Here is a 26,254-nt window from a genome sequence, read left to right on the forward strand (position 1 = left end):
ATAAAACGATAGAGTCATAACAGGTCATATCACGATTCCATCTTTAACACTATAATTATAGCGTTAAAGTTAAAAATATACAATATAAAATTTAAACTACGCATATGTCAGCTTGTAACTATCCATAATAACCCATATAAAGTGAAACTTTAATCAGTGGGGGGTTTTCTTCATCCCCCACTGATTATCAGCCCTCACCAATCGGGATAAAACATAACAAGGAGTAAGCGAACAAATGGGGTCTTTTAATAAATGGATTCGTGGTGAAAAATCTCTTTCTACCCAAGAGCAAGCTGATTACGCATTAAATAAATCTATCTCTTCTTCCCTTTCCCTTAATTTAAAGCACTTGTCCAAACTGTTTAGCGGTATTCCAGAATTAATAACACGCACTTTTCCATTAAAAAACGGACAGGAAGCTGCACTCATATATATGGAAGGACTTGTAGACAAAACTGTTATTAACGTAAACATTCTTCGTCCTCTCTTATTTAAAGAGTGGAATGAAGACGATTTTTGGAAAGCCTCTGTTTCTATCGGAAATATTAAAAAAGTTCAACAGTGGACAGACATTGAACAATCTCTTTTACACGGCAAAAGTATTTTATTTATAAACGGACAACTATCCGCTTTAGAGCTCGATACACAAGCGGCACCAAAAAGGAGTATTGAAGAACCTACAACAGAGAGCTCCATAAAAAGCTCACACGAAGGATTTAATGAAGTAGCGAGCGACAGCCTTGCACTTATTCGTCGATATATTCCAAATCGCGAACTGAAAGTGAAGGAATTCACTGTTGGTGAACGAGCTACTTCAAAGGTTTTTTTGCTTTATCTAGCAGATGTTGCGAACGAAAATGTCGTAAAAGAAATGGCATCCCGTATCGAGTCAGTAAAAGTTGATGCGATTCTTACTACTGGTGAATTAGAGGGGTTTGTTGAAGATAATTCATTTACTCTCTTTCCGCAATTATCAATAACTGAACGCCCCGACACAACAGCACATCATATTCTTGATGGGCGAATTGCCGTTGTTGTAGATCGCTCACCAGGCGTATTAATAGGACCTATGACCTTTTCATCCTTTTTTCAGACGATAGATGATTACAGCTTCAGACCTATGATTCCATCTTTTATACGACTCCTTCGTTTCACTGGGCTATTTATTGCAATATTTGCTCCTGCTCTTTATATTGCTATGATTTCCTTCCATTATGAAGTGATTCCGCTCAAATTGTTGTTAACGATTGGAGAATCTCGAGCCAAAATTCCTTTTCCTCCCATATTAGAAGCTTTATTAATGGAATTAGTTCTCGAAATGCTCCGAGAAGCAGCGATTCGGCTTCCTGGACCTGTTGGGCAAACAATCGGCGTCGTAGGAGGAATTGTAATTGGACAAGCTGCCGTTCAAGCTGGGATTGTTAGTAACGTTATGGTTATCGTCGTATCAATTACTGCGGTTGCCTCCTTCATTATTCCTAACTTAGAAATGTCAGCAGGAATTCGGCTTCTTCGATTCCCAATGATGATAGCCGCCTCTTTATTTGGCGTCATTGGAATTATGGTTGGGATGGCGATCATTATTATTCATATACTTTCTATGGAATCTCTCGGTGTTCCTTATGGTAGTCCTTTTTCTCCGTTATTTGCTTCGGATTTAAAAGATACCCTTGTACGTTTCCCATGGAAAATTATGAAGAAACGGCCACTATCTCTACAATTAAAACAAGATAACCGGCAAAGAGATGTTGAGGAAAAGGAGGATAATAAGTGACAAAACGTGCAAAGAGGGAGATTAGTTTATTTCAATACATTTTAACGATTAGTGGTGTTCAAGTAGGATTCGGTGTCCTTACACTTCCGCGTGAAGTTGCACAAGGGGCAAATACAGATGGCTGGATGTCTATTATTATTGGATGTGCTCTCACTACTTTAGTCAGTTTATGTATTGTGAAAATTATGGAAAAGCATCCTGGATATACTTTACTCGATGTGCTAACTCGTTATCTTGGGAAGTGGCTAGGAAGAGTAGGAATGATTTTTTGGATTTTATATGCTGTCCTTGCAGCTATTTCCTTAATTTTTTCCCTCTTATACGTTATTCACATTTGGATTTTACCTAGAACTCCAATGTTTTTAATTATGATTTTACTATCTATTCCAATGTTAATGCTAGCATGTAAAGGCGTTCTTATTATAAGTCGCTATGCTGTTTTCACTGTATTTTTCACACTATGGATGCCTTTTCTATTGTTTATTCCGCTTAAAGATGGGCATTGGATTTATCTTCTTCCTCTTCTTAAAGAAGGCTGGATACCAGTTTTAAACACAGTAAAATCAACTATCATTGCGTTTCTCGGATTTGAGTTTGCATTTGTCCTTTATCCTTATCTCAGTAATAAATCATCTGCAAAAAAAGGAATTGTTCTTGCGAATTTGATTACGCTATTTATTTATCTTCAAGTCACCTTTGTCTCTTTTGTTTATTTTAGTCCAGATGGTATAACAAAGTTTTTATGGCCGACTCTTTCTCTTGTTACACCGTTTCACTTCTCATTTCTTGAGCGATTTGAAATTATCTTTTTGTCATTTTATCTCTTTATTATTTTTGATTCCTGTATTCCTTATATTTTCACTGCTTCAGATGGAATTAATCAATTTCTTAACAAAAAAGGCAGTTCATTACCTATTTATGTTTTATTATTCGGGTGTATTTTCATCTTATTCTTTTATATCCCTTCTTCTTATCAGATAAGTGCGTTGCGGGAATTTTGGGGAACTGCTAGTTATTTTATCGTTTTTCTATTCCCAGTCGTATTTCTCTTATACATGACACTTTATCAGCATTGGAAAAGGAGAAGAGTTTAAATGAGGCGCTTTATTCATTTCACTATACTTTACTTTCTCATAACCTTTTTAACAGGCTGTGGAGATCGACTCGACTTAGAAAAACAATCGATTTCATTAATTTACGGCTTTGACGCAAAAGCAAAAGGAAAATTAATTGTGTACCACGTGAATCCTATTTTTAATGAAGACGTAGAAAAAAAGTACGAAACACATGAAGCGAAAGTACGTACACCTCGAGAAGCAAAAGCAACGTTTAATAGCTCAAGTGGCGGTTTAGTATCTACAGAAAAGTTACAGCTCATTTTATTTAGCACAAATTTTTTAAAACAAGAAGGGGCTATGCCTTACCTTGATGTTTGGTATCGTGATCCTAAAAACACTGGAAACATGCGCATGGTTGCAGTAGACGGTCCAATTTCTTCAGTTATATATAATAACTTTAAAGATAAGCCTGCCCTTCCCGAGTATTTAACAGATTTAATTAATACGAACAAACTGTACAATCGGACCGTTTTTACGACATTCCATGAATTTCACAGGCAAACGTTTAATAAAGGTATAACACCTGCTATTTCAGAAATAAAAAAAGGTAAAAAGGATGTTATCGTTACTGGTTCCGCGCTATTAACTTCTCGCGGAATTTATAAAATGTCATTAAATCGTTATGAAAGCGCCCTTCTTCTTTTGTTACAAAAGAAAGCGAATACACCGGTTTCGCTTACATTGAAAATCCCTTCTACTTCAGTTGAAAGTAATAGTGATTTAAAAGATACCGATGGCGGCGATTTCGTAACAATAAATGTTCTTAGCATGAATCGTGATATCCATACAGATTATAGCGATAACCACTTCAAATTTCATGTTAAAATGGATTTAAAAATTGCTGTCTCTGAACTTACATTCAATATGGATATAGACAAAGATAGAAAGAAATTAACTTCTCTTATTACAAAACAACTAAACAAAGATTTGAACGATTTAATCCACAACATTCAAAAACAGCAACTTGATCCATTCGGATTTGGTGATTATGCGAGAGCGTTTCAATATAAAGAATGGAAACAAGTTGAAGATGATTGGCCGAGTGCCTTTTCAAAAGCTAATGTGAAAGTGGCACCAACTATTAAAATTTTAGAAAATGGGATTATTAAATAGAAAAAACACGCTACTTGTTCTTATATGAATAAGTAGCGTGTTTTCATTTCCATTACAAGTATTATTTCAATGGACTATACTTTATTTCTATTTCTAACATTACTATGTTTTTTAGCATATACAAAATATATGAAAACACCTACTATAATCCATGCAACAAAACTAATTAAAGTAAGCTTAGAAAGGTTCAAAGCTAAATATATACAACTTACTATCGAAACGATAGGTAAAAAAGGTACTAGAGGAGCACGGAATGGCCTCTTCATATTAGGATGTGTCTTTCTTAATACAATGACAGCTATAGATACAAACACAAACGCTGTTATCGTTCCCATATTCACTAAATTAGCTAATAAATTCAAATCCACTAATCCCGCTAATAAAGCTGCTAGTATACCTGTAACCCATGTATTAAAAAATGGAGTTTGTAAACGTTTATGAACACTTGAAAGTCTTTTTGGTAACAATCCATCTCGACTCATCGAGTAAGATACACGAACAAATGCAAACATAGCTACTAACAGAACTGTTGTTAGCCCTGCTATCGCTCCGACCGATAACAACCCAGCAATTCTATCTTCTCCTACAGTGCGCAACGCATATGCAACCGGATCAGCAACATTTAATTCCGTAAACGGAACCATTCCAGTTAACACGAATGAAACACCTACATATAGAACCGTACAAATGAACAAGGAAACAAGTAGCCCAATTGGCACGTTACGTTGTGGACGCTTCACTTCTTCTGCGGCTGTTGCAACTGCATCAAATCCTAAAAAAGCAAAAAATACAGTAGCAGCGCCTCCTACCACACCGTGAAAACCAAACGGTAGAAATGGTTGCCAATTCTCTGGTCTTACATATTGTGTCCCTACAACAATAAATCCTACAATAACAGCCAGTTTAATAATAACCATTATATTATTTATTCGTGCACTTTCTTTTGCACCACGGCTTAATAAAAATGTAACAACTAAAATAATAAGAACTGCTGGTAAATCAATGATTCCACCCTTCCCCATTCCTGGTGCCGAAGCAAAAATCGTAGGAATGTGAATATTAAAACCTAGTAGCAATGACTGAAAATATGCTGACCAGCCTGCTGCAACCGCAGAAGTCGCTAATAAATACTCCAGCATAACACACCAGCCAACTATAAATGCAAAAATCTCACCTAGTGTCATATATGTATATGAATATACACTTCCCGAAACTGGAACTGTAGATGCAAATTCAGCATAACAGAAAGCTACACATGCACATATAATTGCCGCTAATACAAAAGATAATACAATCGCTGGACCAGCATGTTTCGCTGCTACAATACCAGTTAATACGAAAATACCTGTACCAATAATTGCTCCAATTCCTAAAAGAGTTAGATCAATCGCTCCTAAAGTTTGATTCAATACTTTTTTCTTTTCTTCATCCATTGCTTTCTTTATGAAAAGACTCATTCTTTGAAACCTCTTTTTCAAGTTTATCTCTTACTTGTTACATTCTTTATTACTGTTCTATTTTAAAAATAAAAATATACATAGTTCACTTCCCCTATAGACTTAGTAACCCACCTAAAAAAACAGAAAAATCAATCTCCTTATGACATATTGAATTTTCAAAATATTAATGGTACAAAAAAACCATTAAGAATGCTGATTGAATTTATCATACAATTAATTATATTGTCAATAATAAATCAATCAAAAATAATCGGTTGATTATGTATCAAATGTTATTTTTATACATAATTATTTTCTCAAAAACATTGTTGTTTTCCACCTTAATATTCATACACATTTTATTACATTGATTTTCATACAATTTTCATTGCATACAATGCAATGAAAATCAAAATAACCTCAAATGAATTATTATTTAAAAATAATAATTCATTTGAGGTTATTTTACCATTTTAATACTAACAAAAAAGTGCAGATTTTCATCTGCACTTTTTTTATTCTTCCGCTTCAGCTTCTGCACTACTAGTTTCAAGATGCTCCTTCTGAGCTTCCTCTTGCAGCTCCGCTGAAATCATCCCATAATAAAGTTCCGGATATAACCCAAATATTTGATATACACTTCCTAAAAACGGCATCAGAATCCCTCTTTTCTAAAGTTGTCTTGCCACTTTTAAGGATTCCCTTTTCATTCATTATACATTCGTTTTTGACATTTCTTCTTCATCTTGAACACCTAATAAATTTTGCCATTTTTTATACGGAGCGCTATTTGGATCTACATATCCTTTTGCATGCGAGCGATCCCACAATTGTTTAATAAACATTTCTTTCTCTTTCTTTGCCACCATATCGGCACCTGTACCGTAATAGTTCTGGAAATACAACTCGATTTCATCAAGGAATAGTCTTAATAATTCATCTGATGTTTCTTCTAACGTCGGATCATACTTCGCTTCACGGTCATACATTAAAATCATATCTAAAAGATTGTGGACATGTTCTTTTCTAAGCCATCTTACATCTTGGGCTCCTAATACGAACGGATGTGTATATAAATGTCCACCTTGTATCATCGCCTTTTCTTGCTCTTCTTCAAATCGTGACAAGATGTTTTCATAAATAAACGGATTATGAAGCAACGCTCTGTGTAATTTATAACTTTCGCTTGAAATATTTTTCCCCATCGACTGAATTAAAAAGCTACGGCCTACACCGTTATATTGATACACAAACTGTCCATCAACAGCAACTAAACTAATCCAGCGATACATATATGCGTATAGTAATGCACGATTACATTTATCATAATCTAATTTTGTTTGAGTCGCGTTTAAATCTGGCATAAAGGCTGGTAAGTGCCAATACTTATCTAAATGCGGCGTTAAACTAGATTTTTTACTATTTAATTTGTTTACACGGCGATAATACGATTGGAAATAGTCACCTTTATCATTCATAAATCCATTTGAAATATGTCCTGATGATAATTTAGGAAAGTCTTGCAGCGATAAGCCGTAATGCGCTCGATAACAGATCACTTCAAATGGCGAAAAGGCTTCATGTACTGTATCTTTTTCTTTAAACATTTCTTGAATTAATTCCTCTTGCAACTCTTTCTTTAAAGAAGGATGTATACCCCAATATTGTAATTCCCTATGATGAGCAACTTTCGGAACGAATGGACTCGCTAAATGGAACAGGTCTTCAATTTTTTCACGAACGTATTCATCGCGATCACGTTTCTTATAATCTGCTTCTTTTCGCAACGCTTCAATAATATTCAGTTCTAATTTATCACGATAGCGTACTTGCAGTTCGTCATAACAATAGCTCAGTATATGTTCTCGGTAGAAATCCTCTACCTTTTTCGACTGAATCTCTTCTGTTTTCGCATCACGACAATATTCCCCGTACAAACTCATATAAATTTCCGCTGATATATCTTTCGGTAGTACACCTAAATTTAAATGTTGCTGCATATCTTGCCATATCTTTTCTTGCAGCTGTTCCTCAGCTAATACATATACATTCGTCGGGTTTGTTTTCCCTTCAAATTCCTTACTGCGCTTTTGGATTTCAAACAGTAAATTTTCACGTGTTTCATGTAAATTATCAAAAAATCTTTCCCAATATTGAATCATTTTATTAACTGCTTGATATAGCGATTGATATACAAGTTCTAATAGCATTTCTTTTCGATATTCATTTAATTTGTGTACATATTGCGTTACGATGTCTTCAAATTCTCTTTTGAATAAACGTTGCTGATTATTAATCATTTTTCCGAACCAGCCTTGTTGTTGAGCAATTTCTACTCGGCGTACAGCCGTTACCGTTCCATCAATATTACCCACATTAAATTTTTTATCGTAATTTTGAATTACATTACGCTTTTGTTCATTATTTTCATGTAGTCGATTCATTTTTTCTACTAACTGCTTTCGAATTTCATATAACATAAAACGTGCTGCTACTGGGTGAACGGGATCTGTTTTCTTTAAAAACCATGTATTTAATTGATAGGACTGCCCTTCAGAACCACTTGGTGAAAAGCGGTCTGATTCAATCATGTCATATAAAAGTGTCGTTACATGTTCATGTACCCGGCTCGGAATCGCATACGCATATAAACGAACCGCATGATCCACTCTTGCCACTTCACCCTTCATTTGTTCCATCATTTTCAGTTTCGTAGCTGAAATTTTACACTCATGTTGCAGACGATTTAATTCCTCATCTTTTTGCACCGTTCGTTGTACATAACTTTCTACAGCTTCTAAAAACAGTTTTGATTTCGCAACTCCGAGCTTACCACCCTCTGCTCCTTCACGTGTTTCATTGTACATTTGTCTATAGAAAATATGAGCTTGCTCTGGACGGGTAGCAAGATGCTCCAAGTCCTCTAAATAACTTTTACCTCTCTCCGGCTTTTCACGTTGCATCCCACGTTTTACATCTTGATCGTATCTTTGCTTCTTCTCTTGAAACAGTTGATCTAAATGAAGCCACGATTCATCTAAACCTTGCACAGCCCATTTTAAAGCACAATATTTTAACACATGTTCATATGGATAAATGAGTTTTGCTGTTCCTGCCCCGCAATATCGTCCTTTTCCGCTTGATTCTGCTAATTGCTGAATTTGATTGTCTTCCTGTGCAAAATGACTTGTGGACATCGGGCTAAATAACTGTAAATAAATTGTATTTGCCATCTGTTCCATATAGTCTGATAAATTGTGTAAATGGTGTCCATGTAGGTTTTCGTAATCGTATAAGAAACAATAATTGTACGGTAAATGATGTTGTTTAATTGTATGATTCGTTCTTCCGTCTTCATCTACTTGATCAGGGCGATACTCTAATTCAATTGTTACACCGCCGCGTTTTGATAATTCTCCAGTAGACCCGAGCGTAATAGCATGTAATTCTTTTAACGATGCATAGCCATTTGCTTGCACCGTTTCAAATTCTTTCGCGCTAACCGTTCTCGTCTTTACTAAAACATCCGGCATTAAAAACGCACCGCGTATTAAAATGTTATGATGCTGTAATTTCTTCCGAAGCATTTCACGTAAATATAAAGCAATTTGCAGAAACATCCCTGAACCTGTTCCGCCTGCTAGTGATGTTACTATAATGACACGCACACCATATTCCGTTTGATCACTTGTAACCGGAAAAATTTTCTCGATTTCTTGCCAAAAAGACGTCAATTTATCTTCTTTCATCGCAGCACGTAACGCTAAACGTGAAATGACGCGTAACTGTCCTGCTCCTTCTGTTAATGGTTTATCAAGTATAGTCGGATCCATCGGAAACCACTCTGGGATCGTTGGATCTCCCGCAATATACTCCCTAGGCGTTTTACTAGAACTTGTTTGTGTCTTAAACTTTCGAATATGATCGAATTTACTTAATGTATTCACATCTGTATCAAATACGTGCATTGCTACCTTTTTCCGGCGCTCTTCAGGCAGTTTTTCATATATTTGATGCGTCACAGTACTACCGATTCCACCTAAACCAATTAATATTGTTGGAACTTGTAATGTCATGTGAACCACCTTCCTATTCTTGCTTGTTTGAAAAAAGGGAAAGAGGATTAATACTCCATCCCCTTCTTATCCCTACCTACTATTCACATTCGTACTTGTAAATCTCTTTACCATATCCCCTATCAATTAGTAAAAGTTCATTTGGATATAGTGTCTTATGTTCCATTCCTACTTCATCCTCTGCTATAAACATTCCATCAATAATCATTCCAACTACTTGTGATTCTTTCGCTACAAAGACAGATTTCGAACCTTTCTTCGCTATAAACGTAACGGATTGCACGTTTTTTCTTTCTGCTCTAAATGGGATACCAAAATAATGGTTCCACCATTTATTTCGAAGTAATTCTGGTTCAGATTGATATAGCCAATCTTTCGCTACCTCTTGATCCCATTCATAATACAGTAGTGCTTTCCGGTGAAATCTTGGCCGAACAATCCATCCTAAAACAATGATTCCTACTACTAGCAGTAATAAAGTGATAGGAATGACAAACTTAAAAATAAGCGCATATTTTTCATAAAACGGAGCATCTTGAATATGGAATGTTATGTTTTTCTTTACTTCTTGTAACTTTGAATCCTGCATTACGATGGTAGCTTCTACGGTGCCGGTATCTGTAAAATTAAATGTGTCGGAGTAATAGGGACGAGGATAAACATAGATTTGATTTCCATGTTGCTTTATTTCATAATTGATTGATTGTTTAGATGTGACACCAGTAGATTTTAATAGTTTTTTTACAGCTTCTTCTGTCATTAACTTACCATCTAACTGTGGTTGTAAAACAAATGGTTTACTATTCTCTAAATTTGTCACTTTTTCTTCATAATCTTTTGTAACAGTTTGAAGTGATAATTTCGGTTTCTCAGCTGTTTCAATTTTAAATTCTTTCGTCTGTCTATAAAACCCCTTTATATTCATATGAACTTTCCCGCGTACTAATCCTTTACCAAGCTTCGTTTCGTAATAAAACACATGCCTTTTATCGTTCCACTTCATTGCATATTGTTTTCCATCTATTTCTACTTCTGCCTGAAAGTAAGAAGACTGAACTGGCAACTCCGTAGGCTTTGCTTCAATAACAGCAGTAACACCTTCGTACATTTTCTCTACATTTTTTTGACTACTATCATCTTTGTCATAAGTAGAAACCGTATAATTAAGCGCTGGTTCAACTAATACTTGTAGTCCTTCTTTCTCAATGTCCTGATCCACTTCTATCGTATAAGTTCCTGGTTTAATAACTTCCTCATTTTCCGTACTTATATGAACTATATTTCCGAACAATTTTGCTTCTCCTGGTGCATGTATGGAAAAAGAAGATTGTAATTGTAATGGTTTAGAAATTTGTGTGACTTGATAATCGGGCAGAGAAGGCGATTGTCGTACAAGCGTCATACGCTTTAACGGAAATGGTGTTGTAATCTCTACTCTTTTCCCCACTACTTTCGTTTTTACAATCGATTCAACAGAGGAGAATGGATCACGATTTGCAACTAATGCTGCCACTTGATTTACACTTTTTACAATGCCATCTTCTCCGCTTGACGGCATCGTAACGCCATTTATCTCTTTCTTCCATATTTCCTTGAACGTATTTAGTTGTTCTTTTTCTTGTTGTCCTAAATCTTCTTCCATCGTAATTAAGACTGGATGTAACGATATCTTTTTTGCATCCATTTCTTTCTTAAACTGGGCTAATTTCCACAAAATTTGTTCTTTTCCGCCAACCTTATCTTTTTCTAAATCATTAAATGCCCCGTCAGTTAATACAATAAGCCAAAATTCACGTTTTCCATCTATATCTGCTTCCTTTTTTATAGATTGCATCGCCGTTTCTACCGCGCTAAATGGAGTATTTAAATACGTTTTCCACGCTCCAATTCCCTCAATTTCTGTTTGCCTTTTATCCTTCGTTAACGAAATGTTTAATGGATCATTCGGCTTACTCATTGGAACGTAAGAAAATTTATCTTTTTCATCCAATAGCGCAACTAAACTTTGCAAAGCATAATTGGCATATTTCCAGCGATCGTTATTTCTCATGCTGCCCGAATCGTCATATACAAGTGAAACGACCCTTTCCTTTGCCTCCTCTCCTTTTGCAAAAGCTGATAAAGGTAAACATATAAATAGAAACAACATGAACGTGGCACAAATTCGGATTTTCATGATGAAGCTTCGCCACCTTTGTAGACAAATTCCTATGTTTAAATTTATGAGAGGAAACAAGATATATGACTTGTATTTTAGGACAACTAACCCACCATAACTTTATTATGTAAACAGATCAGACACTTGGTAATATTCCTTCTAGCATTCTCTATCCAATTATATAAGTAAAAAAGCCTGTTTAAGCTCCACACTTAAAACAGACTTTTCCTACTTTTTATTTTAAAAACACACAACAAAAAGTTTGATTTTTGACTTAACACATCACTTCTATTGTAAATCCACCAGGTGCTTCAATATAAAACGTATACGCATGGGCATGCTTAGGAGGCTCGACCAAAAATCCATCTTCCTTCAATCTTCGATTTATCTTGTCTACTTGTTCTTCACTTTCTTGTGGAAATCCTACATGAAATGTTTTTGGATACTGAACTTCTTTCCCTTTCATTAACGTTAGTATAAATCCATCATTATCACGCATAACTGCAAAGGCATTCCCCCTTGTTCCACTACAAGTTAAGCCAAAATACTTTTCTAAAAACTCTCTTGCAGCTACTACATCTGCAACTGTTAAATTAAGATGTTTAATTCCCAACTCATCACCTTCTTTCTTAATTTTCTAACATTTTATCATACAATTAAAAAACACGCCTTTCACAGCGTGTTTCATTGCTTTACATACACTTCAACAATCGGATTCTCTTTATGATCCGCATGCAAGCGTATATTCTCTTCACCTGTATTATAAATACTAGCTAATAACATTATCGTTAACACATTAGGTGTCTTCGCATCACTTCCGTATTTTCTCTCAAGCGCTTCCTTATATTCAAAATCTAAATCCCCCTGCACATATGTATACACTTCAAAACCATCTTCTAAATTGCAAACTACTGTATCAATAATATCTGCCCCTACTTGCTTCTTCATTTCCTCTCGCAACGCTTCAATAAATTCTTCCCACGGTACTTCGTATGTCTGAAACTGATCTGTAGATTTCATGCCTTTTCCTCCTTATATATCCTCTTCTTATATTTCCCCTTTCCTATAACAATTATGATAGATAGGGCATTCGTACAAGCCGCACTTGTCCCCCTTACATATCGTATTACTGTAATGCGGAAGGAGGAAAGAACATGCATAGACAAAAATGTTATGATACATGCCGACGTTACTTCGGAAAAGTTGTTCGGATTGAAGACCGTGATGGCCGTATACATTTAGGAAAAATAATCGATGTGACACAAAGCTCTGTATGGATTGAACCGGTGCAACAGCGCTCATCTTTTGATTCAGGATTCGGCTACTATGACGCTTATGCAAACGGTGGTTGTGACCTTTGTGGAGGCCTTAGCAGGTGTGATAGTTGTGGATTCGGATGCGGTGGTGGATTCAGCAGCTGCGGATGTGGTGGTCGTGGTTGTAGTAGTTGTGGTTGCGGCGGCTGGGGAGGCGGCGGTTGTGGCTGGGGTGTTGAACTCGGATTTGGTTTCATCTTCGGAATTACATTAGCTGCATTATTTTTCATTTAACATAGTAAAGAGTTGGCTACCTTTAGCCAACTCTTTTTCTTTATTTTTCACATATAAAAATACGATGCCCTAAAATGTGTTGGTACATAAGCCGTACATTTTCATGCTGTACCCACGCCTCATATAACTCATTCGGAATATGTGAGGATACATTCCATTCTGGCTCTTCTACATAGCCAGAGATCGTTTCTGCAATCGTGCCACCGCCAGCAATTGTAATTCTTTTAAAATTTGCTTTCTGAAATAATTGTACCCACTCATTCTCAGTTAATAATTCTTTCATACCATATAATTGGGCGATTTTTTCTTCCTCCCCCTTATCAATGTGCCTATCAATAATCATTTCAATGACAACAAGCTTACCGTCCTGCTGTAATACACGATAACACTCCGAGATAACCCTTTCTTTGTCTGTAAAAGCGATGATTGATTCTCCAAGTACGAACTCAAATGAGTTATTCAAACACGGTAATTGCTCTACATTTCCTTCAATTAATTGTATATCTAACCCTTCAAACAACCATCTATCTTTTGCCTTTTGAATCATAATTTCATTCTTTTCAACCGTTGTTACTTTATAACCAAATTCCCTTGTCATATATGCCGCTGTTTTCCCCGTACCGCAACCTATCTCAAGGACATTCGCTCCATATTTAAAAGGCAGTTGTGCTAACAATTGTTTTGTTAACGTAAAACCACCAGGATGAGCACTTCCTATTCCGTAATAAGCTAGGAAATCGATGTATGTGTTTCGTTTCATGGGATTCTCCCTTTTTTATTTTATATATTCGAGGACGGAAGAAAAGTGCATAGAAAAAGGGGCGTATTGTACGCCCCTCATCTTACTTATCCTCTGTAATATATGCCCATTTATAGCTGTAGTCTCCACCAACTGGATGGTGAACAATACCTTTTACTTTAGGTCTTTGAACGATAGCATCACCACGTTGATATAATGGTGCAATTGCTGCATCTTCCAATAACATTTTCTCCGCTTTCAGTAAGCTATCCCAACGCTCTTTCGTTTTCGTTAATAGCTCACCTTTACCTTTTTGTACAATTTCATCATATTTAGGATTTGAATATCCTGTTTGGTTATGAGGGCCATTTGTAACAAACATATCAATGAATGTCATTGGATCTAAGTAGTCAGGCCCCCAACCAGCGTAAGATAAATCATAATCTAGATCTGATTCTAATTTTAACTTTTGTTTAAATGGCTGGTTTTTCAAATTCACCGTTAAACCTGGTAAGTTTTTCTCAAGTTCTCCTTTTAAGAATTCTCCTACTTTTTTCGCACCATCACCATCATAGTTTAATAGTTCTACTGTAATTGCATCTTTTCCAAGCTCTTTTTTCGCTTTTTCCCAATGCTCTTTTGCTTTTTTCACATCTGTTTTTAAAATATCTCCATTTTCTTTACGGAAGTCTTTTCCATCTGGGCTCTTAGCAAATTCTTTTGGCACTAAATAATCTGCAGGTGTAGAACCATCATTTAAAATTACATTCGTTAAGCCTTTTTTATCGTACGCTTTTGCAATCGCTAAACGTAGATCTTTGCTCTTTAACACTGTATCTTGCCCACCACGTTTTTGGTTTAAGCGTAAGAAGTACGTTGACGGTGTTTTTTGTGTAAAGAAGTCGGGGCTTGATTTATATTTGTCAACAAATTCAGATGTAAGTCCTGAACGATCGATTTGTCCACTTTCATATAAGTTAACACGTGTACCGCTATCTTTTACTACGTTAAAGTTGATTTCATCTAACTTAACTGTTTTATTATCCCAATATTGTGCATTTTTCTTTAACTTCCAACCTTCTTCATGTTTCCAGTCTGTTAATGTAAACGGTCCGTTGTATAACGTCGTATCTGATTCTAAACCGTACTTTTCTCCTTTTTCTTTTACAAATTTCTCGTTTAATGGATAAAATGTTCCAAATGAAGTTAATTCTACAAAGTAAGGAACTGGATTTTCTAATTCTACTTCTAACGTATAGTCATCTACAGCTTTTACTCCTAACGTATCTAGTTCAGCTTTTCCTTCATTAATCGCTTGTGCATTTTTCAAATCAAACATAATGTATGCATATTCTGCTGCTGTATTTTTATCTACCGCACGTTTCCAAGCAAACACGAAATCCTTCGCTGTTACAGGCTCTCCATTTGACCATTTTGCATTTTTATTTAATGTAAATGTGTATTTTTTACCATCATCACTCTTTTTATATGATTCAGCAACTCCTGGTGTTGCTTTATTATCTTTATCAAGTCGATATAAACCTTCCATTACGTTGTTTAAAGCTAGAAACGATACTTGGTCTGTCGCTTTAGCAGAGTCCATAGATGGAATCTCTTGAGACTCTGTTAAATTAAGCACTTGCTTCGCCGCTAGCTTTCCGCCTTCTTTTTCACCACTTTTTGGTGTTGTGCTTGCCTTCTCTTTATCTCCTGATCCAGAGCAAGCTGTTAATGCCATACTCATTACTAAAACTGGTGCTACAACCGCTGTCAATTTTTTCATCTTTTTTCTCTTCATTTTTTTGTACCCTCCCCAATTATATGTACGATATTAACATTTAGAAATTCTCTACTAACTTTTGTTATCAGAAAATTCTTATTAATTAATATTCTACTGTTTTTTAAAATTTTGTAAAGTATTTTTGTAAATTTTCTAAATATTTATTTTTTTATTATAGTAACTTGCTGTTTTAACTACTATATGAATTATCCCCCGTCTACTATATGTAAACATCCCTTCCCTTATTCCAATCTATTACTACGTTCTATATTTTTCTTATTAGCATGAGGTCTCTTACTATCATTCATCTGTCTTACTACTTACTGACCTCTCTATTTTCCTCCGATAGAACCTTCCTAATTACCTACCCGATTCTCAATAGGCTAACGAGATTTATTCCCTTATGCATACTAAAAAGCATTTCAAAAGCAGCTCAGCCACTTTTGAAATGCTTTCACTTTATTTTTTTCCGCCATCCTCAGTTACATACGCCCACTTAAAGCTATATTCTGGACTGATGTTATGTTTCACAATTCCTTTTACATTCGGTTTCATTACGTACGATCTTCCTGTTTGATATAAAGGAACTAACCCTGCATCTTCTTCAAGGAATAACTTTTCAGCTTTCCCTAACGTTTCCCAGCGTTTTTTCGCATCACTCATTAATTCATTACCTGCTTTTCCTACCATTTCATCGTATTTTGGATTTGAATAACTCATTTGGTTGTACGGGCTCTTCGATTCAAACATATCAATAAATGTCATTGGATCCGCATAGTCTGGACTCCAACCTGCATAAGAAATTTCATAATCTTGCGCAGTTTCTAATTTTAATTTTTGTTTGAACGGCTGAATTTTTGTATTAATCGTTACACCTTTTAAATTTTTCTCAATTTGATCTTTTACATAGTCAGCAATCTTTTTCGCAGTTCCATCATCATAACTTAGCAATTCAATTGTAACTTGATCTTTTCCAAGTTCTTTTTTCGCCTCTTCCCACGCTGCTGCTCCTTTTTTCGGATTATATTTCAGACCATTTTTAAATGTATCTTGATAATCTTTACCATCTGGCCCTGTCGCAAGTCCTTTTGGAACCAATTGATCTGTTGCTTTCGATCCATTATTTAAAATTACATTTGCCAATCCTTTTTTATCAACCGATAATGCAATTGCTTCACGTAGTTTTTTGCTCTTTAAAGGCGTATCTTGTCCGTTACGTTTTTGATTTAAACGTAAGAAGAATGTACTTGATTCCGCATACTCACCATATTCTTCTTTGTTCGATTTATATTTATCTACAAACTCTCCTGATAGTAATGTAAAATCAATTGATCCTGTATCATATAAGTTTACTTTCGTTGCAACCTCTTTTACTACACTATAGTTAATTTCTTCTAATTTCACAGTCTTTTTATCCCAGTACTTATCATTTTTCTTCAGCTGCCAACCTTGTTCATGTTTCCATGAAGACATAACGAATGGACCGTTATACACAGTTGTATCTGCTTCTAAACCGTACTTATCACCTTTTTCTTTTACGAATTTTTCATTTAATGGATAGTATGATGGGAATGCTAATAAATTTAAGAAATAAGGTACCGGTTTTTCTAATTCTACTTCTAGCGTGTAATCATCTACCGCCTTCGCTCCTAATTCAGTTACAGGTTTTTCTCCTTTATTAATCGCTTCTGCATTTTTAATATAGTAAGCAATAAATGCATATTCTGCCGCAGTATTCTTATCAAGTAAGCGCTGCCATGCGAAAACGAAATCTTTCGCTGTTACAGGATCACCATTTGACCATTTTGCATCTTTTCGCAGTTTAAACGTATACTTTTTACCATCTTCACTTTTCGTACTAGACTCTGCAGCAGCAGGAATTGGCTTATTATCTTTATCAAGGCGATATAGGCCTTCCATCGTGTTCCCTAAAATTTGCGCACCTAATGTATCAGTAGATTTAGAAGTATCCATCGTCGGAATTTCTTGGTTTTCCGTACGATTTAATACTTGTTTCGCTGCATATTTAATATCAGATTTTTTTTCTTCCCCACTATTTGATGTAGTAGTCGTTTTCTTTTCCCCACCTGACCCAGAACATGCTGTCAATGCAACACTCATCGCTAAAACTGGTACCACAACTGCCGTTAACTTTTTCATCTTTTTTCTCTTCATTTTTGTACCCTCCCTAATTATATGTACATTACCAACCCTTGAGAGACCCCTTACTAAAGATTTATTTTTATGAAAATTACAACTAATGCTATTCTACTCTTTTTTTCGCATTTGTAAATAGTTTAATTTTAAATATTCTGACTTTTTTATTTTAGTAGGATTTATCCCCCATCTACTATATGTACATACTATACACCTTATTCTCCTCTATTTAACCATACTAAAAATTAGTATTTTAAGCTCACAAAAAAAGCATTTAAAGGTAGCTAAGCCACTTTTAAATGCTTTTTCAACTCTATTATTTTTCAGTCACATATGCCCACTTAAAGCTAAATTCTGGACTGATATTATGTTTTACTACTCCCTTTACATTTGGTTGTAAAACATAAGAATCTCCACGTTGATATAAAGGTACAATCGCTACATCTTCTTCAAGTAATGTTTTTTCAGCTTTTCCTAACTCTTCCCAACGTTTTTTCGCATCGCTCATTAATTCCGTTCCAGCTTTTTTCACCATGCCATCATATTTAGGGTCAGAGAAGCTCATTTGGTTATGCGAATGTCCAGTCTCAAACATATCTAAGAACGTCATTGGATCTGCATAATCCGGATTCCATCCGCCATACGAAATATCATATTGTTGTTCAGTTTCTAATTTTAGTTTTTGCTTAAATGGTTGAAGTTTAATATTAACTGTTACACCTTTTAGGTTTTTCTCAATCTGATCTTTAATATATTCGCCAACTTTTTTCGCATTACCAGTATCGTAGTTTAAGAATTCAATCGTAACTTGATCTTTTCCAAGTTCTTTTTTCGCTTCTTCCCAAGCTGCAGCAGCTTTTTTAGGATTTGGTTTCAAACCGTTTTTAAATGTTTCTTGGAAATCTTTACCGTCCGGTCCAGTTGCTAACCCTTTTGGTACTAAGAAGTCAGCTTCTTTTGATCCATCATTTAAAATTACATTTGCTAAATTCTTTTTATCAATTGATAGCGCAATTGCTTCACGTAATTTTTTGCTCTTTAATGGCGTGTCTTGTCCATCACGTTTTTGGTTCATACGAATGAAATACGTACTCACTTGTGAATATGTGCCAAATTCATCTTTCTTGCTTCTATATTTATCAACGAACTCTCCATTTAATAAAGCAAAGTCAACTTGACCGCTATCATATAGATTGACTAAAGTCGCAGCCTCTTTAACAACACTAAAGTTAACTTCTTCCAGTTTCACAGTCTTTTTATCCCAATATTGATCATTTTTCTTTAATTGCCATCCTTGTTCATGCTTCCAATCTTTAAGAACGAACGGTCCATTATAGACAGTTGTATCAGACTCTAAACCGAACTTCTCGCCCTTTTCTTTTACGAACTTTTCGTTTAATGGATAATATGATGGGAATGCTACTAAGTTTAAGAAGTACGGTACTGCTTGCTCTAACTCAACTTCAAGCGTAAGATCATCTACTGCTTTTACTCCTAATTCAGTTACAGGTTTTTCTCCTTTATTTACTACTTCTGCATTTTTAATCGGGAATGCGATAAATGCATACTCAGCAGCTGTTTTTGGATCTAATAGACGTTGCCAAGCGTATACGAAATCTTTCGCAGTTACTGGATCTCCATTTGACCATTTTGCATCTTTGCGTAGTTTGAACGTATATTTTTTACCATCTTCACTTTTCGTGCTAGATTCTGCTGCTGCTGGAATCGGCTTATTGTCTTTATCAAGACGATATAACCCTTCCATCGTATTACCTAGCATTTGTGAAGATACTGTATCAGTTGATTTTGAAGAGTCCATCGTCGGAATCTCTTGTGTTACTGTTCGATTTAACACTTGTTTTGCTGCTAATTTTTCCCCTGACTTACTATCTCCACTAGAGCTAGAATTTGTGCTTGTCTTCTTATCTCCACCTGATGTAGAACATGCTGTTAACGCCATGCTCATTGCTAAAACCGGTGCTACAACTGCTGTTAGTTTTTTCATTTGTTTCTTTTTCATTTTGTACCCTCCCTAATTCTTAACGATAGCTATTAAATAATTTTCTGATAATTCTGTTTTTCTCTATATATTTATCAGACGATTCTTACTAATTCTTATTCTACTAATTTTTTAATTTTTGTAAAGTATTATTATTGAAAATTTTTAAAAAATTATTTTTTTACAGTAATATTCATAAAAATTCCATATTTTGTTCAAACCTTATTTCGCATTCATACACATTCGTTGTTTTAATCACTTTCATCTCATTTACCACTTGAATACTTGTTAATTATTGCTAATAAATAATGCATATATCTAAAAACATCTTTTCTACAAAAATAAAAAAGTCAGCAAAACTGACTTTTTACCCGACCATTTTTTCTCTTTTCATTTCCTCTACTACTCTCGTATACTTTTCATCATCAAATTCATTTTCACTTTTCGCAACAACTACAGTTGCAATACCGTTACCAATTAAATTAACGATAGCACGTGCTTCTGACATGAAACGATCTACACCAAGTAATAGCGCTAACCCTTCTAGTGGGATAACATTCATTGCTGACAAAGTAGAGGCTAATACAATAAATCCCCCGCCTGTTACTGCCGCCGCTCCTTTAGATGTAACTAATAAAATAGCTATTATAGTTAATTGTTGACCTAGTGAAAGATCGACGTGAAAAACTTGAGCTAAAAATATAGTTGCCATTGATAAATAAATCGTTGTTCCATCTAAGTTAAAAGAATAGCCTGTTGGAATGACTAAACCTACTACCGGTTTCGAACACCCGAAGTCTTCCATCTTTGTCATCATTCGCGGCAGTACTGATTCTGACGATGATGTCCCGAGAACAATAAGTAATTCTTCTTTAATATACGCTAAATATTTCCACAAACTAAATTTATACAATTTACAAATAAAATTTAAAACAATAAAAACAAATAATGCCATTGTCGCATATACACAAATCATTAATTTACCAAGTGGTATGAGCGTGCTTAAACCATACTTCCCAATTGTAAATGCCATCCCACCGAATGCTCCAACTGGTGCTAATTTCATTACAATTGATAAAATGTTAAAAAATACTTTCGATAATCTTTCAAAAAAGTCAATAACCGGTTGTCCATTTTTTCCTAACATCGTTAACCCTGCTCCGAATAAAATGGAGAAGAACAGAACTTGTAAAATATCACCTTTGGCAAATGCTTCAAACATGTTAGACGGCACGATATGTAAAAAGAAATCCATCCATTTCATTTCTTGCCCACTTTGTACATATTGTGAAACATCTCCGCCTTTTAGTTTTGAGGGATCTAATCCATCTCCTGGACGTACAACATTCGCTACGATGATACCAATAATTAAAGCCGCTGTTGTAACAATTTCAAAATATAATAGTGCCTTCCCACCAACACGGCCTACCTTTTTCATACTTCCCATACTTGCAATACCGAGCACAATTGTTAAAAAGACAATCGGTGCAATAACCATTTTAATCATATTGATGAATGTTTCACCAATTGGCTTCATTTGTTGTCCAACACTCGGCCAAATTGCCCCTACTGCAATACCACAAATAATGGCCACAATAACTTGGAATGTTAAATTCTTTACGATTCTCATTTTTGATACTCCCCTGTATTTTCATTTCTCCCATACTATTTCAATAATTGCTAATGATATATTCTATGTAATAGCCCCCCTGTTATTTAACTTAAACTATAACTTTATGTTACACTATTATCTTAAACTTTAAAATAGCATATAACATTCACGAATAAAAGACATACTATTTAACATAATAAAAAAGCAGACATTACATCTGCTTTAATTCTCCTCAATCTGTTTTTCACTTAATCCTAGATGTGTTCTAAGAGTATTACTCAAACTCTGTAGATCTTTTTTATTAGGATTATAATAATATACACGTTGCCCGTTTGGGCCATTAGGTAAGTATAAATCATCACCAGCTAATTGTATTTTTTCAACTGAACCGTTTAAACCGTATTTATAAAAAGATAAAATATCATCCATTACTAAATTTGTTTTAAAATCACCATCAACCGCCTCAACTATTTTTTCTAGCTTCGTAATCGATCCTACACTTTTTAATTTACTTAAAATCGCTTCAATAACAAGTTGTTGGCGCTGTCCTCTCATTGCATCACTATCAATATGGCGCGTTCTTGCTAGTGCAAGTGCTTCTTCCCCATTTAATTTTTGTAATCCTTTTTTCAAATGAATCGCATCAGGTTCATCTTTACTATTTTGCTCCGTAAATTCAACTGGGACATCCACTTCAATACCATCTAACCCATCAACAATTTTAGTAAAGGAACCAAAATTAAATTTCACAAAATAATCAACAGGCACCTGTAACAATTTTTCTACCGCTTCCACAGAAGCTTGCGGTCCTCCATCTTTACCATTTTTAACGAAACCACTTCCATATGCATGGGTTATTTTATCTTTTTTCTTTTCAACTGGAACATATGTATATGTATCACGCGGTATGCTCGTTAATTTCACTGTTTTATCGTCTTTATTAAAAGTCGCTAACAATAATGCATCTGTATGAAATGCACCATTATATTCCTTTTGTCGTTCTTGATTTTCATCAATTCCCATAATTAAAAGTGAAACATGATTTGCAATTGGCTTTACAGATTTCTCACGTAAATTGGATTTTTCACCTCGTGCTAAATTCAAATTAGATTTTTGTACAAGACTAGAAGTTTTCATATATACATAGGCTCCATAGCCAATTCCACCAAATAGTAATACCGCCAGTAGTAAACTTATTATCTTTTTCTTTTTATATTTTTGCTTATTTTTCTCTTCTCTTAAAGATGAATGATTCCCCATTTACTCTCCTCCTGTTTCTATTCATCCAATATGTTTTTCATTTTTTCATATTTAGCGCTATCCTTTTGAAACATACTTTCTTTCAATCCCTTATCTATTTGTATCCATTCAGTCGTAACTGAATATTGAATCAAGCCTTCTTGAAAACTAAGAAATTTCAACATAATCCCTGTATTTTTCTCCACAACCATTTCGAATTTCCCTCTTAAATCTTCAGAGGTGCTAACAGGCATCTCTATGTTTATAACTCCTTCAATTTTGTAACAATCTAATCCAAGATATTTCGTTTCTTTATAATTCCAATCTTTATATCGAATTAATAAATCTGCGAATTCTGATTGAATACTATATTTAGCTAGCCCTACATATTCATCATCATATCTCTTTTTCTCATCTGATTTTCTCACTAACCTTTCCGTAGGATTTAATTTTAATAGTTCATTGTTTCTTTCTTTCGGGTTCCATTTTGTCTCTTTATAGGTATACTTCTCATCATCAAACGCTTTTTTCTTCCCCTCGTTATATATAATTGTTCGTTTTTTGGCTAGTTTATCTTCTTTCGAAGAGATACCTCTTTGTTTCTCCGTATCAATCGCATACTTATATGTTGTAGCAATTCTTGATGAGCTAGAATATTCCTCAAATTGTCCTGAAATATTTTTAAAATAATCAATAGAATCTAGCATTTTTTGATGAATCTTTTCTTTATCTGGATAATGTACATTTGATTTTATTTCTTCTTCATTTTCATAATCAGAAAACGCTTTTTTCTTTACATATTCAAATACTCCACCATTTTGCGCAAAACTTTGTATAGAAAACTCAGACATAGATACCACTGAAAGTATACAAACCGCTGCACTAATTATCATCATATGAATTTTGTAACTTTTCTTTTTTACCTTAAGATTATGTAGCGTGCCATTAATCTTTTCATTTAACTCTGGAGGTACTATAACATTTTCATCTTTTATTCTCTTTTTTAATTTCTCATCAAATAATTTTTCATTATCCATCCTTTACACCCCCTATTCCATCTTTAATCGTTTTTGTAGTTGTTCCCTCGCACGTGACAATCTTGATTTCACTGTTCCTTTCGGTATTTCTAACAGCTTTGCTATACTCTCTTGATGCATGTCTTCATAGTAATAAAGCACCGTAACAGCTCTTAATTCTTCATGTAACGATTGAATCGCATTACACAAATCTATATCTTCATACTGATCACAAGCACTCATATTGTAATCATTCTCTTCTGTCACAATTACATTTTTATACGCTCTAATAATATTGTTACACTCATTTATTAGTATTCGAATTAACCAAGTTTGAAAAAATTCTTCTTTTTTTAATTTTTTTATATTTTCATAGGCTTTTAAAATTGTTGTCTGTATCGCATCCTCTATATTTGTCTCATCACGTAACATCGCCTTTGCTATTCGATACATCTTCGCTTTTTCTGTATGTATAAGCGCTATAAAGGCTTCATGATCACCTTTTTTCGCTAAAGAAACATCCGTTTCTTCTTTTACAATCATTTTATATAAAGGGATTACTTTCACAATTGCTCCTCCTGTTTCATCCTCACTTCATCACTTCCAATTTAACTTTACATGTATTAGACGTATGAACCTAGAAAAAGGTTCACTTTTTCGAATATTTCTGTAATTAAAAAGATAAATATCCTTTATAAGGATGCAATAAACATACTAGTTTAAATTTACAAATAAAAAAAGCCCACTTTCTCAGTGGACTTTCTACTCTATAACGGTAAATCCCTCTTCCTAAATACTACAATTGCTACGATAAAAATACAAAGTGCTACAGTAGTTAAACCTATACTTACCGGCCATATATTATATGATCCTTCAGCAATTTCTTTCGGACGAAACAGCGTGAATAATGATAGGTTTTTCATCCATTCTAACTTATCACTTAACTTCCCTACCATATCCAATACGAAAAATAAAATAGTTAAACTCGCTGAATAACTTAGTGCTTTTCTTTCGTCATTACATATACAAGAAAAGAAAAATGAATACGCACTAACGACTAAAAATATGAGCCCTCCGACTACATTTATCTTCAAAAATAATTCTTTATTTAAGTTATTATCTTGTAAAAACCATTCTGCACCTACTAACCCAGCTACATACGTAACAGATACAATAATTAGAAGTCCCAATATGAGAACAGCAGCTTGTGTAATCGCAATTTGCACTCTAGATACAGGTGTTGCTAGCAAGTATGCCATTGCTCCTTTATCTACATGACAAGCAATTAAATGTGTCGCAACTGTTACGCAAAAAATTGTTAAAATGATAATAAACAATAGACTATAGTATTCGCCCGCTAGAAAATCCATTACGTTTTGAATCGGACTTTCCATACCAACGATTTTTTTCACGCTATCAGGCATGGCAGCTATTAATTCATTTAGCCCTTTCGCTGATACCATTGACGGGAATATCCAAATTAATAACCACAGATATAAAGCTGCACCAGACGCATAACTCAAAATATTTTTTTGTGTTTCTTTCAAACTAGCTAAAAATAATTGCTTATTCATGCGTTATCCCTTCTTTCTTATCGTAATAATGCATAAATAAATGTTCTAAATCCATCGCTCTCGTTTGAAGTGCCGTTACATTATAGTTTGAAAGTGTTTGTAAAACAGTTTGATAGTTTCCTTGTACAATGATAGATGCCTCTCTGCCTTTTACCGCTTCAAATTGCAAATTACACTTTGTAAGGGACTCAATCTCTTCTTCTGATGATACTGTTACATCTATCACCTGTCTTCTCATACTTTGTAAATCGTGAATATTTTCAACCGTTACGAGTCGACCATCTTTAATAATAGCTACTCTATCACAAGTTCTCTCAATTTCAGTAAAAATATGTGATGACATTAGGATTGTTTTTCCTCTTTGCTTTTCCTCTAATATTAAATCTATAAATACTTGCTGCATAAGTGGATCAAGTCCAGATGTTGGTTCATCTAAAATTAACACCTCTGGATCGTGCATAAATGCAGCGACTATCCCTACTTTTTGCTTCATTCCTTTAGACATTTTGCGAATCGGTGTTTTCATATCAAATTGCAGACGCTCTATCAATTCATCTCGTCTTTTCGTATCCTTTAATCCACGCATTCCTTGCATTAATTTTAAAAACTCTAATCCGTTCATTCCTTCAATAAAAGAAATTTCACCCGGTAAGTAACCAACTTCCCTTTGAATTTTCGCCGCTTCATTCCAACAATCTAATCCAAAAATTGTCGCTTTACCAGTTGTCGGTTTTATAAATCCCATTAAATTACGAATCGTCGTTGATTTCCCGGCACCATTCGGTCCTAAATAACCAAATACTTCTCCCTCTTTTACATCAAATGTAATATGAAACAAACCTTTTCCGTTCGAAAACTGTTTTGTGACATCTTGAACTGAAATCATAATTCCACCTCATTTTTTGAAATA

20 protein-coding genes are annotated in these 26,254 nt (G+C 34.6%); 4 read left to right on the forward strand and 16 right to left on the reverse strand.

Annotated features, from left to right (window positions below; genetic code table 11):
• Window positions 1–235 precede the first annotated feature (235 nt).
• From MHH55_RS11865 to gerSC, 3 genes are read left to right on the forward strand one after another with little or no spacing between them, the layout of a single operon-like run.
• Window positions 236–1,774 (forward strand): spore germination protein, encoded by a 1,539-nt coding sequence (locus MHH55_RS11865; RefSeq protein ID WP_000534526.1) that lies wholly within the window; start codon window positions 236–238, stop codon window positions 1,772–1,774.
• The gene (locus tag MHH55_RS11870) at window positions 1,771–2,868 is read left to right on the forward strand and encodes an endospore germination permease (protein WP_000166517.1); all 1,098 of its coding nucleotides are present in this window, start codon (window positions 1,771–1,773) and stop codon (window positions 2,866–2,868) included. Before MHH55_RS11865 ends, MHH55_RS11870 begins: the two co-directional genes overlap by 4 nt.
• Window positions 2,869–4,005, forward strand: coding sequence for a spore germination protein GerSC (gene gerSC / locus MHH55_RS11875; RefSeq protein WP_001252213.1), 1,137 nt, complete (start codon window positions 2,869–2,871; stop codon window positions 4,003–4,005). It begins immediately after the preceding gene.
• Window positions 4,006–4,079: 74 nt separating this feature from the next.
• On the opposite strand, the gene MHH55_RS11880 is transcribed toward gerSC, so the two are convergent.
• The 6 genes from MHH55_RS11880 to MHH55_RS11905 form a co-directional block, all read right to left on the reverse strand.
• Window positions 4,080–5,462, reverse strand: coding sequence for an APC family permease (locus MHH55_RS11880; protein WP_000051656.1), 1,383 nt, complete (start codon window positions 5,460–5,462; stop codon window positions 4,080–4,082).
• Between the two features lie 497 nt (window positions 5,463–5,959).
• The gene (locus MHH55_RS11885; protein WP_001116194.1) at window positions 5,960–6,100 is read right to left on the reverse strand and encodes a hypothetical protein; all 141 of its coding nucleotides are present in this window, start codon (window positions 6,098–6,100) and stop codon (window positions 5,960–5,962) included.
• Window positions 6,101–6,157: 57 nt separating this feature from the next.
• The gene (locus MHH55_RS11890) at window positions 6,158–9,520 is read right to left on the reverse strand and encodes a tubulin-like doman-containing protein (RefSeq protein ID WP_000175123.1); all 3,363 of its coding nucleotides are present in this window, start codon (window positions 9,518–9,520) and stop codon (window positions 6,158–6,160) included.
• A 79-nt stretch (window positions 9,521–9,599) separates the two neighbouring features.
• On the reverse strand, window positions 9,600–11,696 hold the full coding sequence (locus MHH55_RS11895) for a vWA domain-containing protein (RefSeq protein ID WP_078186405.1): 2,097 nt from the start codon (window positions 11,694–11,696) through the stop codon (window positions 9,600–9,602).
• A 256-nt stretch (window positions 11,697–11,952) separates the two neighbouring features.
• Window positions 11,953–12,291, reverse strand: a complete 339-nt coding sequence (locus MHH55_RS11900) for a VOC family protein (protein ID WP_000511518.1) — start codon at window positions 12,289–12,291, stop codon at window positions 11,953–11,955.
• 71 nt (window positions 12,292–12,362) lie between these two features.
• Entirely contained in the window at window positions 12,363–12,698 is a 336-nt protein-coding gene (locus MHH55_RS11905) for a hypothetical protein (protein ID WP_000842900.1), read from the reverse strand.
• A 134-nt stretch (window positions 12,699–12,832) separates the two neighbouring features.
• On the opposite strand from MHH55_RS11905, the gene MHH55_RS11910 reads away from it, so the two are divergent.
• Window positions 12,833–13,228 carry a hypothetical protein gene (locus tag MHH55_RS11910; RefSeq protein ID WP_000555000.1) on the forward strand — a complete coding sequence of 132 codons (396 nt, stop codon included), beginning with the start codon at window positions 12,833–12,835 and terminating at the stop codon, window positions 13,226–13,228.
• 40 nt (window positions 13,229–13,268) lie between these two features.
• On the opposite strand, the gene MHH55_RS11915 is transcribed toward MHH55_RS11910, so the two are convergent.
• From MHH55_RS11915 to MHH55_RS11960, 10 genes are all read right to left on the reverse strand, one after another.
• Window positions 13,269–13,988 carry a class I SAM-dependent methyltransferase gene (locus MHH55_RS11915; protein WP_000828251.1) on the reverse strand — a complete coding sequence of 240 codons (720 nt, stop codon included), beginning with the start codon at window positions 13,986–13,988 and terminating at the stop codon, window positions 13,269–13,271.
• Between the two features lie 82 nt (window positions 13,989–14,070).
• The gene (locus MHH55_RS11920) at window positions 14,071–15,765 is read right to left on the reverse strand and encodes a peptide ABC transporter substrate-binding protein (protein ID WP_000823448.1); all 1,695 of its coding nucleotides are present in this window, start codon (window positions 15,763–15,765) and stop codon (window positions 14,071–14,073) included.
• A gap of 441 nt (window positions 15,766–16,206) precedes the next feature.
• The gene (locus MHH55_RS11925; RefSeq protein WP_000823467.1) at window positions 16,207–17,922 is read right to left on the reverse strand and encodes a peptide ABC transporter substrate-binding protein; all 1,716 of its coding nucleotides are present in this window, start codon (window positions 17,920–17,922) and stop codon (window positions 16,207–16,209) included.
• 298 nt (window positions 17,923–18,220) lie between these two features.
• A complete protein-coding gene (locus tag MHH55_RS11930; protein ID WP_000730167.1) occupies window positions 18,221–19,924 on the reverse strand; it encodes a peptide ABC transporter substrate-binding protein in 1,704 nt (567 codons plus the stop codon).
• Between the two features lie 346 nt (window positions 19,925–20,270).
• Window positions 20,271–21,533: a dicarboxylate/amino acid:cation symporter gene (locus MHH55_RS11935; RefSeq protein ID WP_074555542.1), complete on the reverse strand. Its 1,263-nt coding sequence runs from the start codon at window positions 21,531–21,533 to the stop codon at window positions 20,271–20,273.
• 204 nt (window positions 21,534–21,737) lie between these two features.
• Window positions 21,738–22,775 carry an LCP family protein gene (locus tag MHH55_RS11940; protein ID WP_000526726.1) on the reverse strand — a complete coding sequence of 346 codons (1,038 nt, stop codon included), beginning with the start codon at window positions 22,773–22,775 and terminating at the stop codon, window positions 21,738–21,740.
• A 17-nt stretch (window positions 22,776–22,792) separates the two neighbouring features.
• Window positions 22,793–23,791, reverse strand: a complete 999-nt coding sequence (locus MHH55_RS11945) for an anti-sigma factor (protein ID WP_078186404.1) — start codon at window positions 23,789–23,791, stop codon at window positions 22,793–22,795.
• A 12-nt stretch (window positions 23,792–23,803) separates the two neighbouring features.
• Window positions 23,804–24,337 carry a sigma-70 family RNA polymerase sigma factor gene (locus MHH55_RS11950; protein WP_000864731.1) on the reverse strand — a complete coding sequence of 178 codons (534 nt, stop codon included), beginning with the start codon at window positions 24,335–24,337 and terminating at the stop codon, window positions 23,804–23,806.
• Between the two features lie 200 nt (window positions 24,338–24,537).
• Window positions 24,538–25,344, reverse strand: coding sequence for an ABC transporter permease subunit (locus MHH55_RS11955; RefSeq protein WP_001041418.1), 807 nt, complete (start codon window positions 25,342–25,344; stop codon window positions 24,538–24,540).
• The gene (locus MHH55_RS11960; protein WP_078186403.1) at window positions 25,337–26,230 is read right to left on the reverse strand and encodes an ABC transporter ATP-binding protein; all 894 of its coding nucleotides are present in this window, start codon (window positions 26,228–26,230) and stop codon (window positions 25,337–25,339) included. The genes MHH55_RS11955 and MHH55_RS11960 overlap by 8 nt, the downstream gene beginning before the upstream one ends.
• Between the last annotated feature and the right edge of the window lie 24 nt (window positions 26,231–26,254).

The organism is Bacillus sp. FSL K6-2944 (assembly GCF_038005385.1).
GTDB classification, from domain to species: Bacteria; Bacillota; Bacilli; order Bacillales; family Bacillaceae_G; genus Bacillus_A; species Bacillus_A cereus.

What these genes read in the sequence shown, in the direction of transcription:
- MHH55_RS11890 (WP_000175123.1), bottom strand. Translation starts at nt 9,520, where the DNA reads ATGACATTACAAGTTCCAACAATATTAATTGGTTTAGGTGGAATCGGT.
- MHH55_RS11915 (WP_000828251.1), bottom strand. Translation starts at nt 13,988, where the DNA reads ATGAAACGAAACACATACATCGATTTCCTAGCTTATTACGGAATAGGA.
- MHH55_RS11910 (WP_000555000.1), top strand. Translation starts at nt 12,833, where the DNA reads ATGCATAGACAAAAATGTTATGATACATGCCGACGTTACTTCGGAAAA.
- MHH55_RS11930 (WP_000730167.1), bottom strand. Translation starts at nt 19,924, where the DNA reads ATGAAAAAGAAACAAATGAAAAAACTAACAGCAGTTGTAGCACCGGTT.
- MHH55_RS11920 (WP_000823448.1), bottom strand. Translation starts at nt 15,765, where the DNA reads ATGAAGAGAAAAAAGATGAAAAAATTGACAGCGGTTGTAGCACCAGTT.
- gerSC (WP_001252213.1), top strand. Translation starts at nt 2,869, where the DNA reads ATGAGGCGCTTTATTCATTTCACTATACTTTACTTTCTCATAACCTTT.
- MHH55_RS11880 (WP_000051656.1), bottom strand. Translation starts at nt 5,462, where the DNA reads ATGAGTCTTTTCATAAAGAAAGCAATGGATGAAGAAAAGAAAAAAGTA.
- MHH55_RS11905 (WP_000842900.1), bottom strand. Translation starts at nt 12,698, where the DNA reads ATGAAATCTACAGATCAGTTTCAGACATACGAAGTACCGTGGGAAGAA.
- MHH55_RS11895 (WP_078186405.1), bottom strand. Translation starts at nt 11,696, where the DNA reads ATGAAAATCCGAATTTGTGCCACGTTCATGTTGTTTCTATTTATATGT.
- MHH55_RS11865 (WP_000534526.1), top strand. Translation starts at nt 236, where the DNA reads ATGGGGTCTTTTAATAAATGGATTCGTGGTGAAAAATCTCTTTCTACC.
- MHH55_RS11955 (WP_001041418.1), bottom strand. Translation starts at nt 25,344, where the DNA reads ATGAATAAGCAATTATTTTTAGCTAGTTTGAAAGAAACACAAAAAAAT.
- MHH55_RS11960 (WP_078186403.1), bottom strand. Translation starts at nt 26,230, where the DNA reads ATGATTTCAGTTCAAGATGTCACAAAACAGTTTTCGAACGGAAAAGGT.
- MHH55_RS11925 (WP_000823467.1), bottom strand. Translation starts at nt 17,922, where the DNA reads ATGAAGAGAAAAAAGATGAAAAAGTTAACGGCAGTTGTGGTACCAGTT.
- MHH55_RS11940 (WP_000526726.1), bottom strand. Translation starts at nt 22,775, where the DNA reads ATGGGGAATCATTCATCTTTAAGAGAAGAGAAAAATAAGCAAAAATAT.
- MHH55_RS11945 (WP_078186404.1), bottom strand. Translation starts at nt 23,791, where the DNA reads ATGGATAATGAAAAATTATTTGATGAGAAATTAAAAAAGAGAATAAAA.
- MHH55_RS11935 (WP_074555542.1), bottom strand. Translation starts at nt 21,533, where the DNA reads ATGAGAATCGTAAAGAATTTAACATTCCAAGTTATTGTGGCCATTATT.
- MHH55_RS11885 (WP_001116194.1), bottom strand. Translation starts at nt 6,100, where the DNA reads ATGCCGTTTTTAGGAAGTGTATATCAAATATTTGGGTTATATCCGGAA.